Origin of the sequence: Sphingomonas sp. 66-10 (genome assembly GCF_001897045.1) — a bacterium.
Lineage (GTDB): Bacteria > Pseudomonadota > Alphaproteobacteria > Sphingomonadales > Sphingomonadaceae > Sphingomonas > Sphingomonas lycopersici.
On record NZ_MKRR01000003.1, the window covers coordinates 1 to 11,182 of the forward strand.

Genomic DNA, 11,182 nt, shown 5'->3' on the forward strand with positions numbered 1-11,182 from the left:
ACGCGATACGAAAAACACGACGCCAACTACCTCGCGCTCGTCAAACTCGCCTCTGCCCGAATTTGGATGCGCTTTATGAGTCGGTGACCTAGTCCGATCCACGCGGTCTCCGTCGGGTGAATCCCCTTTTGGACCCGATGGAGGTCGCGATGACCCAGACGCTGTTTCTCGCGGTGGCCGCTGGCTGCCTTTCCTTTCTACCCCTGCCCGCCGCGGCGCAGGACGCCGACCAGCCGACCCAGGATTGGGCGGTTCACGGCCAGGCGACCTTCGTCGTGCAGGGGGTCGGCGGCTTCGCCTCTCCCTACCGCGGCACCAACAGCCTTGCCCCGAAACAAACGAAGGAAACCGTCGACGCGACGCTGTTCCTCGGGGTGCGCCCCTGGGCGGGCGGCGAGATCTGGGCCAATCCCGAGATCGATCAGGGTTTCGGACTGTCCAATACGCTCGGCGTCGCCGGCTTCCCCAGTGCGGAGGCGTATAAGGTCGGGCGCAGCAATCCCTATTTCCGGCTGCAGCGGCTGTTCTTCCGCCAGACGATCGGGCTCGGCGGCGGGCATGAGAATATCGCACCCGGCGCCAATCAGCTCGGCGGCACGCGCGACGGCAACCGCGTCGTGATCACCGCCGGCAAGTTCGGCGTCGGCGATGTGTTCGACACCAATGCTTATGCCCATGATCCGCGCAGTGACTTCCTCAACTGGGCGGCGGTCGACGCCGGGACGTTCGACTATGCCGCCGACGCCTGGGGCTATTCGACCGGCGTCGCGGTGGAATATTATTGCGGCGCATGGACGCTGCGGGTCGGCGCGTTCAACCTCTCCAAGGTGCCCAATGGGGAAACGCTGGAGCGCGATTTCAGCCAGTTCCAGCTCGATGCGGAGATCGAGCATCGCCACAGCATCGCGGGCCACCCCGGCGCGGTGCGGGTCACCCTGTTCCGCAACCACGGCCGCTTCAGCCGCTATGACGATGCGCTGGCGCGCTCCGCGGCGACCGGCGATCCGATCGATCTCGCGCTGACCCGGCGGCCGATGACGCGCATCGGGGTGCATTTCAATCTCGAGCAGGAACTGACCGGCAATTTCGGGGTGTTCGCGCGCGCAGGCATCGCCGACGGGGCGATCGAGCCCTATGATTTCACCGATATCGACCGCACCGCGCAGATCGGCGCGATGCTCCACGGCGCCGGCTGGGGACGCAAGGACGATCGCATCGGGCTGGCGCTGATCGCCAACGGCATTTCGGCGGAGCACCGCCGCTATCTGGCGTCGGGCGGGATCGGCGTGCTGGTCGGCGACGGGAAGTTGCCCGATGCCGGCGCGGAGGAGATCGCCGAACTATTCTACGCGCTCCACATTGCGCCCGCGTTCGAGGCGACGGTGGATGCGCAGCATATCGCCAACCCGGGCTATAATCGCGAGCGCGGGCCGGCGAACGTCCTCGCGCTGCGGCTCCACGCAGCGTTCTGATCCCTGCTCCCCACTTCTCCCCTCCCGGGAAGGGAGGGGCTGGGGGCGGGTGGGTATGGGGGGCGCCGCATTGGTAACCTCGCAGGCCAACCCCCGCCCCCTCCCTTCCCGGGAGGGGAGAAGGAAGCAGAAAGATAGGGCGCCGCCGCTTGCCACCCGCCCGCCTTTCACGCTTAACCCGCGCGATGCACGACGCGCCCTTGCTCGATCACGAAGAGCCGGTTCCGCCGGGCGTCGCCCATCCCAGCCACAAGATGATCGGCGCGGGGCTGATCGCCGCTGCCGTGATCGTCGCGCTGGCGGCGGGGATGATCCTCGCCAGCCATCCGTTCGGCTTCGACCGCGCGATCATCCTCGCGCTCCACGAAGCCGGGCCGATGTGGCTGCGCCACGCAGTGATCGACGTCACCGCGCTCGGCAGCGTCACCGTTTTGACGCTCGTCGTCGCCGCGACCGCCGCGCTGCTGCTCGTCCGCCGGCTGTGGATCACCGCCGCGTTGGTGGTGCTGGCGACGGCACTCGGCTCCGCGGCGGTCGAGCTGCTCAAGGCGATCTTCGGCCGCGCGCGCCCCGATATCGTCGATCATGTCGTCGCGGCGAGCGGCTACAGCTTTCCCAGCGGCCACGCCGCGAATAGCGCGATCGTCTATCTCACCACCGCCGCGCTGGTGACGCAGGTGACCCACGGCCGCGCGACGCGGCGCTATGTCGCGCTCGTCGCGGGGCTGCTGGTCGTCGCAATCGGCGCGAGCCGGGTCTATCTCGGCGTCCACTGGCCGTCCGACGTGCTCGCCGGGTGGAGCTTCGGGACATTGTGGGCGCTCGGCTGGTGGTCGATCGGCGCGAAGGCGCGGATGAATTTACTCGGCCAGCGCGAGTAAGCGATGCGCCGCCTTGAGGTGCGGCGCGTCGATCATCTTGCCGTCGAGCTGGAGCACCCCCGCCCCCGGATTGGCGGCGAAGGCGTCGATCACCGCGCGGGCATGCGCCACCTCCTCGGCCGAGGGGGTGAAGGCGGCGTTGATCACCGCCACCTGCGTCGGGTGGATCGCCATCATCCCCGCGAACCCGTCGCGCCGCGCGCGGGCGGCATAAGCCGCGAGCCCGTCGAGGTCGCGGAAATCGGGATAGACCGTCTCGATCGCCGGCACACCCGCGGCATGCGCCCCGAACAAGGTGAGCGCGCGCACCATCTTGTAGGGATCGGTATAGCTGCCGTCGGGCTCGCGCGAGGTCGCCGCGCCGATCGCCGCGGGCAGATCCTCCGCCCCCCAGGTCAGCCCGGCAAGCCGCGCGCCATTATAGGTGCCGAGCGCGAACACCGCGCGCGGCGTCTCGCTGGCGATCGGCAGCACCGCATAGCCGCCCGGCAGCTGCGCGATAAGATCGTCGACCGACGCGCCGCCTTCCGCCTTGGGCAAGGTGATCCCGGCCAGCGGCAACCCCGCGAGCGCGGCGAGATCGTCCGCCACCAGCGCCGAATCGAGCGGGTTGATGCGCACGAACAGCGCCGGGCCGTCCAGCGCCCGCGCGACGAACGCGCGCACCGCGGCGCGGGCCGCGGGCTTGTTGGCGAGCGATACCGAATCCTCCAAATCGAGGATCAGCGCATCCGCCCCCAGCCCGAGCGCCTTTTCCATCCGCTCCGGCCGGTCGCCGGGAACGAACAGCAAGGAACGCAACCTCATTTGCCCATCTCCGCCAGCTTCCGCTCCCACGCCAGCGCATCGCGCACGATGCCGTCGAGGTCATCGCGCTTCGGCCGCCACGGCAGCGCGGCGAGGATCGCGCGATTGTCCGCGACCAATTCGGCCGGATCGCCCGCGCGGCGCCCCTCGAAACGGCGCTCGATCGCTACATTAGTCACACGATCGACCGCATCGAGCACCTCGAGCACCGAGAAGCCACGGCCATAGCCGCAATTAAGGATATGGCTCTCCGCCGGCTGGCTCACCAGCAGCCCGAGCGCCGCGACATGCGCATCGGCGAGATCGGAGACATGGATATAATCGCGCACCCCGGTGCCGTCGCGGGTGGCGAAATCGGTACCGAACACCCCGACGCGCCCGCGCTTGCCGGTCGCCGCCTCGACCGCGATCTTGATCAGATGCGTCGCGCCGATCGTCGATTGCCCGCTGCGCCCCTGCGGGTCGGCACCCGCGACGTTGAAATAGCGCAATGCGCAATAATTGATCGGATGCGCCGCCGCGACATCGCGCAGCATCGCCTCGGTCATCAGCTTCGACATGCCATAGGGATTGATCGGCACGGTCGGATCGCCTTCCGCCACCGGCACGCGCTCGGGCGTGCCATAGGTCGCGGCGGTCGAGGAGAAGATGAAATGCGCCACCCCTTCCGCGACCGCGCTTTCGATCAGCGCGCGCGAGGCGACGGTGTTGTTGCGATAATATTTGAGCGGATCGCTGACCGATTCGGGCACCACCACCGATCCGGCGAAATGCATGATCGCGCGGACGCGGTGATCGCGGATCACTTGCCGGACGGCGGGATCCTCGACCGCCATCTCGACCAGCGTGGCGCGCGGATCGACCGCCCAGGCGAAGCCGGTGACGAGATTGTCGATCACCACCACCTCGTAACCGGCGTCGAGCAGCGCCAGCACCGCGTGGCTGCCGATATAGCCCGCCCCGCCCGTCACCATCACCTTGCCGTCGAACGTCATCCGATGCTCCTTTGCGCGTGCCCTTATACGGTTTCGGCGGCGCCGAAACCGTATAAGGGGCACCGGCCCGCTCCCCCCACCCGGCCGCCCGTCAAGGATACTTTCGTGGGCGGCCGGGTGGGGGGAGCGGGCCGGTGCCGCATCCACGCCAGTGGATCAAACAGTAACGGCTTCCTACATTGCGCGTAAAGGAGACCTCGATGACCGACTATGCAATCCTCGCCGGTGGCTGCTTCTGGTGTACCGAAGCGGTGTTCAAGGACGTGATCGGGGTCGAATCGGTCGAGAGCGGCTATATCGGCGGCACGATCGCCAACCCGACCTACAAGCAGGTATGCGGTGGCGATACCGGGCACGCCGAGGCGATCCGCATCGGCTTCGACCCCGCGCAGCTCAATTACGGCGACCTGCTCGACATCTTCTTCGCGACGCACGATCCGACCCAGCTCAACCGCCAGGGCAACGACATCGGCACGCAATATCGCTCGGCGATCTTCCCGACCAACAATATGCAGGAAGAGCAGGCCAATGAAGCGATCGCGCGCGCGCAGGCCGGCATCGACAAGCCGATCGTCACCACGATCGAATATGCCGACGAATTCTGGCCGGCGGAGGACTATCATCAGGACTATTGGGAGGGCGAAGGCCAGCGCAACCCCTATTGCCTGGCGGTGATCCCACCCAAGCTGCAGAAATTGCGCAAGAGCTTCGCGGCACGGGCCAAGGCGGAGGCGTAACCTTATCGTCACCCCAGCGAAAGCTGGGGTCTCGTGCCGCTAGAGTGTCGCTTCTGGCTTACGATCCCAGCTTTCGCTGGGATGACGACGCTTCAAGCTCCTTGCGCATTCGCACCAGCGGCACCGGCACGCCGTCGACCATATCGGTGACTTCCTCGATCGGACGATAGCCGGCGGCTGCGTAAAGCGGCTGCCCGCTCATCGTCCCCATCAGTTCCACGGCGTCGAACCCTTCGGCGGCGGCGGCGCGCTCGCACTGGTCGAGGATCATCCGCCCCACCCCGCGCCGCGCGAAACTGGGATGGGTGTACATCGCGCGCACCCGCGCCGCTTCGGTCGCCGGATCGAGCAACCGCGGCTCGCGCAGCGACACGCTATGATCGCCGCCGTAGAGCGTCGCGCGCCGACTCCACCCGCCGCAACCGGCGAGCGCGCCTTCTTCCTCGACCATGAAATAGGTACGGTCGGCGATGAGCTGGGTGTCGAGCCCCATCACCGCGCGGCTCGCGACGATCTGCTCAGCTGACAGGAAACCATGCTGCAAGGTATCGATCGCCAACGCCATCAGCTCGCGCAACGCGGGCAGATCTTCCTCGGTGGCGGTACGCAGGGTAAAACTCATCGATCCTCCTCGAATTTCAATGCTCCTAAGCCGGGGTGGCGGCGTCAGAGTCAACGGTGCGCCGCGCGGCGCAGCCGGTCGTTGATCGCCGCGCCGATCCCAGCTTCGGGCACGGGCGCCACCGCGATCCGCGCGCGATCGCTTGCATCGGCGCGGTGAAGTGCGTCGAACAGCCGCGCCGCCGCCTCGACCGGATCACCGCTGGCGGAGAGCATATCGTCTCCCGCCACGGCGCCGAAGCCGATCAGCCACTCGTCCGCCGCAGCCGATGTCGCGTCGAGCCGCATCGGCTTGCCCGGCGCATAATGCGTTGCGAGCTGGCCCGGCGCGACCACCTTGCCCTCGTTCGTCGCCAGCGCCAGCCCGAGCTGCTCGGCGGTGATCGGGCCGGGACGCAGGATGCGCCCTTCCATCACGATCGTCGATTCGAGCCCCGCCGGGCACGCGCCGTCGTCGATGATCAGCGGCACCCGCGCGCCGAGGCTCGCCGCGACATGCTCGGCGCGGGTCGGGCTGATGTGATTGCTGGCATTGGCCGAGGGCGCCGCGAGCGGTTTGCCCGTCGCCGCGAGCAATGCGCGCATCGCGCGATGCGCCGGGACGCGCAATGCAATCGTCTCCAGCCCGGCGGTCACCAGCGCGGCGACGCCCGCGTCGGGCCGCAACGGCAGCACCAACGTCAGCGGCCCCGGCCACCAGCGCGTCGCCAGCGCGCGCGCCGCATCGTCGAACCGCGCGATCCGCTCCGCCGCCGCGAGATCGGGGACATGGACGATCAGCGGGTTGAAGCTTGGCCGCCCTTTCGCTTCGTAAATCCGCGCGACGGCGCGCGAATCACTCGCGTCGGCGGCGAGGCCATAGACCGTCTCGGTCGGCACCGCGACGATACCGCCACGCGTGATCTCCTGCGCAGCCTCTTCAATCGCGGCCGTACCGAACTTTCTAACAGCGGGGTGTTGAGCATTCATCCCGCGTGGCTATAGCGGGCCGGGCAAGGAGAGAGAAATGCCCTTCACCGCCCCGACCGCCGAACAGCGCTTCGCGCTCGACCATGTCGTCCGCCTCGGCGAGCTTGCCGCGACCGAGCGCTATGCCGCCGCCTCCGACGATGTGATCGACGCGGTGCTCGAGGGCGCGGGGCAGTTCGCCGCTGGCGAATGGGCGCCGCTCGCCCGCGCCGGCGATACGGTCGGGGCGAAATGGACTCCTGAAGGGGTGGTGATGCCAGCGGGTTACCCGGAAGCATATCGCGCCTTCGTCGAGGGTGGCTGGGGCACGATCGGCGCGCCCGAGGCATTCGGCGGACAGGGCCTGCCCTTCGCGATCCAGACCGCGGTGCTGGAGACGCTCGGCACCGCCAATATGGGCTTCGCCTTGTGCCCGATCCTGACGGTCGGCGCGATCGAGGCACTGACCCACCACGGCTCGCCCGAGCAGCAGGCAGCCTATCTGCCGCGGCTCACCACCGGCGAATGGACCGGGACAATGAACCTCACCGAGCCGCAGGCCGGGAGCGATGTCGGCGCGCTCAAATCGATGGCCACCCCGCGCGGCGACGGCAGCTGGTCGATCAAGGGAACCAAGATCTTCATCTCGTTCGGCGATCACGACATGGCGGACAATATCGTCCACCTCGTCCTCGCCCGCACCCCCGATGCCCCGGCGGGCACGCGCGGCATCTCCTTGTTCCTCGTCCCCAAATTCCGGCTCGATGCCGAGGGCAATCCCGGCGCGTTCAACGACGTCCGCGTCGTTTCGATCGAGCATAAGATGGGGCTTCACGCCTCGCCCACCTGTGTCCTCTCGTTCGGCGACAATGACGATTGTATCGGGCATCTGATCGGCGCCGAGCACGGCGGGATGCGCGCGATGTTCACGATGATGAACAACGCCCGGCTCAACGTCGGCTTGCAGGGCGTGCAGGTGGCGGAGGCCGCGACACAAAAGGCGGTCGATTATGCCCGCGAGCGTATCCAGGGCACCCGCGACGGCCAGCCGACCGCGATCATCGAGCATCCCGACGTGCGGCGGATGCTGATGCGGATGAAGGCGCAGACGCTCGCGGCACGCGCGCTGGTCTATTATGCGGCGGGGCAGGTCGACCGCGCGGGGCTGGGCGACGCGGCGGCGAAGGACCGGCTCGAAATGGTCACGCCGCTCGCCAAGGCGCACGCCACCGATCTCGGCAACGAGGTCGCCAGCCTCGGGGTGCAGATCCACGGCGGGATGGGGTTCATCGAGGAAACCGGCGCGGCGCAATATTTCCGCGAGGCACGGATCACCCCGATTTACGAGGGCACCAACGGCATCCAGGCCGCCGATCTGGTCGGGCGCAAGCTCGCACTGTCGAACGGCGCCGCCTTCGCCGCGCTGATCGCCGATATCCGCGCCGAGGCGAAGGACGCCGGGCTGATCGCGTTGGTCGATGCGTGCGAGCGCGTCGGGCGCCGGCTGCAGACCGCCGATGCCGACGACCGGCTCGCGGCGAGCTATCCGTTCCTCAACATGCTGTCGATCGCCACCACCGGCTGGCTGGTCGAGCGGCTCGCCCGCGAAAGCGCCGACGATGCGCCGGGCGAGACGCGCCGCGCGATCGCGGCTTTCTATCTCGCGCAGGTGCTGCCCGAGGCGATGGGGCAGGTCGCTGCGGCGGAGGCGGGTGCGAGCGGGCTCTATCGGCTGTCCGCCGACGCTTTTTAGTTTCCCGCTACCCCAGCCCTGAGCCGCGGTGACGGCCACTTCGGGCTGCCAACCCAAACCTCTCGACTCACGCGACGTTCATCCATTCCGTGCGTTATGGCACGGTGACTTGGACGATCGCCGCGCCGGAAAACCGCTCTCGCCTCGTCGCCGCGCTGGCCGCGGGCGGGGTGCAGGCGCTGATGTTCTGGCTGTTGCTGAGCGGGCTCACCGTCCATCTGCCGCATGTCGTCGAGCGCAGCATGGCGGTGTTCGGCGTCGCCCCGCCCCCACCACCGCCGCCGCCCGAACGCATCCCGCCGCCACCGCCGCGCCACAGCACCGCCGCCAAGGGCAGCCCCTCGCCCCCCAATTTGCGCTCCAAGGCGACCCCGGTCGTCGCGCCGACCCCGGTCATCCCGCTTCCCGTCCCGCCGGTGGTGGTCACCGCGCCCAAGCCCGATACCGGCGCGCAGGCGACGACCGGCGCGAGCGATATCGCCGGCCCCGGCACCGGCGCAGGCGGGGTGGGCAGCGGCCGCGGCGGGGGAGGCAATGGCGACGGCATCGGCCCGCAATGGCGCAGCGGGCGGCTCAAGGATTCGGACTATCCCGCCGAGGCGGGCCGCGCCGGGATCAGCGGCACGGTCGCGGTGCGCTATCTCGTCGATGTCGACGGGCGGGTGAAGCAATGCGACGTCACCCGATCGAGCGGCAGCGCCGCGCTCGACGACACCACCTGCCGCCTGATCCAGCAACGCTTCCGCTTCGCCCCCGCACGCGACGGCAGCGGCCGCCCAGTGCGGGCGTGGATCGTCGAGCAGCACGAATGGATCGACGAGCACCGCTTCGCCCCGCCGGACGAGCGCGACGAGCGATAAGGCACTTTGAGAAAAGGGATGGCGCGCTTGACGCGGCGCTGCCGCTTACGCGCCCGCCATCAGATCGGTGAGATCGAGCCCGAGCAGGTCGATATGGTCGCGAATCCGCGGCCATTGGTTTTGCATGAAGGAGTCGCGCTCGGCCATCCGCAGCCGTTCCGAGGCGCCGGGGAGGACGAACATCCCGACCCCGCGCCGCACCTCGACATAGCCGTCGTCCTGAAAGCTCTGATAGGCCTTGGCGACGGTCAGCGGGTTGGCGCCATGCTCGGCAGCCAGCGCGCGCACCGAGGGGAGCTGGTCGCCCGCACGATAATCGCCACGCAGGATGCCCGAGGCGATCGTCGCCCGAAGGCGGATGTAAACCGGGCTGTCCTCGTTGCTGAGCGCTGTCATGCTGCCTTAATACAGCAACTGAGGCAGAAATCGAGTCCTATCCGTGCCAATGGCTTGTCACCGCTCCCGTATCGGGACGGGGACGCTCCTCGAGCGGCTTGCCCGGCGTGCCGATGAACACGAAGCCGGCGATCCGCTCCGGCGCCGCGCCGAAGGCGTCGCGCACCCGATCGGAAAAGGCCGCCCAGCCAGTCAACCATCCGCCGGCAAAACCCATCGCGTGCGCCGCATGGAGCAGGTTCATGCACGCCGCGCCGGCAGACAATTCCTGTTCCCACACGGGGATATGGCTCTCCGACCGCGGCGAGGACAGTACCACCACCAGCGCCGGCGCCTGATGCGCGAATTGCTCCAGCGCCTCGATCTCGATCCGCCTCGCCTCGGGTCGTTCGGCGCGAAAGGCATCGGTGATGACCTTGGCCAGCGCCGCGCGCGCCTCCGGCGCGACGATCACGAACCGCCACGGCGCGAGTTTGCCGTGATCGGGGGTGCGCGCCGCAATCGCGCACATCTGCTCGAGCGCCGCGACATCGGGCCCCGGCGCGACGAGATCGCGCGGCTTGCCCGAGCGGCGGGAGGAGAGCAGCGACAGCGGGGTCGAACGATCGTTGAACATGCCCGATGCCCTAGGACGGAACGCGCATCGGCGAAACCCAGATTCCCGCCCGCGTCGTCATGCCGGGCTCGACCCGGCATCCAGAGCCTCGCGCGATCGTCTTTGTGGCTCTGGATGCCGGGCCGAGCCCGGCATGACGGAAGAGGCAAGGCGGTCGCACGCACATATTTACACGTGACACTTTGCCGCTAGTTTCCGTTGCAACGAGATTTCAGGGAAGACAGGCGCAAATGGTGGACACCCCGACCGCGGACAGCCCGCGCGAGCCGGACATCACCCATATCAATCCGGCGGCGGAGCGAACGTGGTTCGGCCACCCCCGGCCGCTGTTCTGGCTGTTCGGCACCGAGATGTGGGAGCGGTTCGGCTATTACGGGATGCGGGCGCTGCTGACGCTCTATCTCACCAAGCATTTCGTGCTCGGCGACCGCGCCTCGACCGGGCTCTACGGCGGCTATACCGCGCTGGTGTACCTCACCCCCCTGGTCGGAGGGTTGCTCGCCGACCAATATCTCGGCTCGAAACGCGCGGTGCGCTTTGGCGCGCTGATGATGGCGGTGGGCTATTTCACGCTCGCCTTCGGCGGAGCGCCGGCCAAACCCTATCAGGTGATCGACGGCCAGCGCTATGAGGTGGTGGTCGAGAATTTCCGCGACGCGCCGACCAGCGATCCCAACGAGGCGCGCCATCTGATCTACGGCGGCGAGAAGCTGACAATGCGCGGCAATGGCGACGGCAGCCTGTCGCTGCTCGCCGCCAACGGGCAGGAGGCGCACCGTGTCGCCGCCGGCCATTTCAGCGAGCAGGCGGAGCACAATCCGCTCATGCTGATGGTGTTGCTGATCGCGCTGTCGCTCGTCTCGGTCGGTAACGGCTTCTTCAAGCCCAACATCTCGACGATGGTCGGCGAACTCTACCAGCAGGGCGACCGTCGGCGCGACGCCGGCTTCACGATCTTCTACATGGGGATCAACACGGGCTCGATCCTCGGCCAGTTCCTCTGCGCCGCCTTCGCCGATACGATCGGCTGGCCCGCCGGGCTCGGGCTTGCCGGGGTGGCGATGCTGATCTCCTATGCGATGATCAGCTTCCACGG

The 11,182-nt window shown here is 68.1% G+C and carries 12 protein-coding genes; 6 read left to right on the forward strand and 6 right to left on the reverse strand.

What is annotated here, in order from left to right; translation table 11 throughout:
• Nucleotides 1–149 precede the first annotated feature (149 nt).
• Both BGN95_RS00690 and BGN95_RS00695 read left to right on the forward strand, forming a co-directional pair.
• Nucleotides 150–1,472 carry a carbohydrate porin gene (locus BGN95_RS00690; RefSeq protein WP_286771316.1) on the forward strand — a complete coding sequence of 441 codons (1,323 nt, stop codon included), beginning with the start codon at nucleotides 150–152 and terminating at the stop codon, nucleotides 1,470–1,472.
• A gap of 185 nt (nucleotides 1,473–1,657) precedes the next feature.
• The gene (locus tag BGN95_RS00695; RefSeq protein WP_265314444.1) at nucleotides 1,658–2,353 is read left to right on the forward strand and encodes a phosphatase PAP2 family protein; all 696 of its coding nucleotides are present in this window, start codon (nucleotides 1,658–1,660) and stop codon (nucleotides 2,351–2,353) included.
• On the opposite strand, the gene BGN95_RS00700 is transcribed toward BGN95_RS00695, so the two are convergent.
• Together BGN95_RS00700 and galE are read right to left on the reverse strand one after the other, a co-directional pair.
• On the reverse strand, nucleotides 2,333–3,160 hold the full coding sequence (locus BGN95_RS00700; RefSeq protein WP_286771317.1) for an HpcH/HpaI aldolase/citrate lyase family protein: 828 nt from the start codon (nucleotides 3,158–3,160) through the stop codon (nucleotides 2,333–2,335). The genes BGN95_RS00695 and BGN95_RS00700 overlap by 21 nt on opposite strands.
• Nucleotides 3,157–4,155 (reverse strand): UDP-glucose 4-epimerase GalE, encoded by a 999-nt coding sequence (galE, locus tag BGN95_RS00705; protein ID WP_286771318.1) that lies wholly within the window; start codon nucleotides 4,153–4,155, stop codon nucleotides 3,157–3,159. The genes BGN95_RS00700 and galE overlap by 4 nt, the downstream gene beginning before the upstream one ends.
• Before the next feature lie 200 nt (nucleotides 4,156–4,355).
• Here galE and msrA point away from each other — a divergent pair, with 200 nt between their 5' ends.
• Entirely contained in the window at nucleotides 4,356–4,892 is a 537-nt protein-coding gene (gene msrA, locus BGN95_RS00710) for a peptide-methionine (S)-S-oxide reductase MsrA (RefSeq protein ID WP_286771319.1), read from the forward strand.
• A 58-nt stretch (nucleotides 4,893–4,950) separates the two neighbouring features.
• Here msrA and BGN95_RS00715 read toward each other — a convergent pair whose 3' ends face one another.
• Together BGN95_RS00715 and BGN95_RS00720 are read right to left on the reverse strand one after the other, a co-directional pair.
• Nucleotides 4,951–5,514, reverse strand: a complete 564-nt coding sequence (locus tag BGN95_RS00715) for a GNAT family N-acetyltransferase (protein WP_286771320.1) — start codon at nucleotides 5,512–5,514, stop codon at nucleotides 4,951–4,953.
• A 50-nt stretch (nucleotides 5,515–5,564) separates the two neighbouring features.
• Nucleotides 5,565–6,482: an L-threonylcarbamoyladenylate synthase gene (locus BGN95_RS00720; RefSeq protein ID WP_286771321.1), complete on the reverse strand. Its 918-nt coding sequence runs from the start codon at nucleotides 6,480–6,482 to the stop codon at nucleotides 5,565–5,567.
• 37 nt (nucleotides 6,483–6,519) lie between these two features.
• Here BGN95_RS00720 and BGN95_RS00725 point away from each other — a divergent pair, with 37 nt between their 5' ends.
• Nucleotides 6,520–8,214, forward strand: a complete 1,695-nt coding sequence (locus BGN95_RS00725; protein ID WP_286771322.1) for an acyl-CoA dehydrogenase family protein — start codon at nucleotides 6,520–6,522, stop codon at nucleotides 8,212–8,214.
• A 104-nt stretch (nucleotides 8,215–8,318) separates the two neighbouring features.
• On the forward strand, nucleotides 8,319–9,074 hold the full coding sequence (locus BGN95_RS00730) for an energy transducer TonB (RefSeq protein ID WP_286771323.1): 756 nt from the start codon (nucleotides 8,319–8,321) through the stop codon (nucleotides 9,072–9,074).
• 45 nt (nucleotides 9,075–9,119) lie between these two features.
• Here BGN95_RS00730 and BGN95_RS00735 read toward each other — a convergent pair whose 3' ends face one another.
• Nucleotides 9,120–9,470 carry a GntR family transcriptional regulator gene (locus BGN95_RS00735; protein ID WP_179512600.1) on the reverse strand — a complete coding sequence of 117 codons (351 nt, stop codon included), beginning with the start codon at nucleotides 9,468–9,470 and terminating at the stop codon, nucleotides 9,120–9,122.
• 37 nt (nucleotides 9,471–9,507) lie between these two features.
• Nucleotides 9,508–10,086: a nitroreductase family protein gene (locus tag BGN95_RS00740; protein ID WP_286771324.1), complete on the reverse strand. Its 579-nt coding sequence runs from the start codon at nucleotides 10,084–10,086 to the stop codon at nucleotides 9,508–9,510.
• A 230-nt stretch (nucleotides 10,087–10,316) separates the two neighbouring features.
• Between BGN95_RS00740 and BGN95_RS00745 the strand changes: the two genes are divergently transcribed.
• Nucleotides 10,317–11,182: POT-type proton-dependent oligopeptide transporter (locus BGN95_RS00745; RefSeq protein ID WP_353744647.1), on the forward strand; the 866-nt coding region annotated here is incomplete at its 3' end.

Coding starts and splice junctions, on each gene's coding strand:
- galE (WP_286771318.1), bottom strand. CDS start 4,155: ATGACGTTCGACGGCAAGGTGATGGTGACGGGCGGGGCGGGCTATATC.
- BGN95_RS00700 (WP_286771317.1), bottom strand. CDS start 3,160: ATGAGGTTGCGTTCCTTGCTGTTCGTTCCCGGCGACCGGCCGGAGCGG.
- BGN95_RS00740 (WP_286771324.1), bottom strand. CDS start 10,086: ATGTTCAACGATCGTTCGACCCCGCTGTCGCTGCTCTCCTCCCGCCGC.
- BGN95_RS00720 (WP_286771321.1), bottom strand. CDS start 6,482: ATGAATGCTCAACACCCCGCTGTTAGAAAGTTCGGTACGGCCGCGATT.
- BGN95_RS00735 (WP_179512600.1), bottom strand. CDS start 9,470: ATGACAGCGCTCAGCAACGAGGACAGCCCGGTTTACATCCGCCTTCGG.
- msrA (WP_286771319.1), top strand. CDS start 4,356: ATGACCGACTATGCAATCCTCGCCGGTGGCTGCTTCTGGTGTACCGAA.
- BGN95_RS00690 (WP_286771316.1), top strand. CDS start 150: ATGACCCAGACGCTGTTTCTCGCGGTGGCCGCTGGCTGCCTTTCCTTT.
- BGN95_RS00725 (WP_286771322.1), top strand. CDS start 6,520: ATGCCCTTCACCGCCCCGACCGCCGAACAGCGCTTCGCGCTCGACCAT.
- BGN95_RS00715 (WP_286771320.1), bottom strand. CDS start 5,514: ATGAGTTTTACCCTGCGTACCGCCACCGAGGAAGATCTGCCCGCGTTG.
- BGN95_RS00695 (WP_265314444.1), top strand. CDS start 1,658: ATGCACGACGCGCCCTTGCTCGATCACGAAGAGCCGGTTCCGCCGGGC.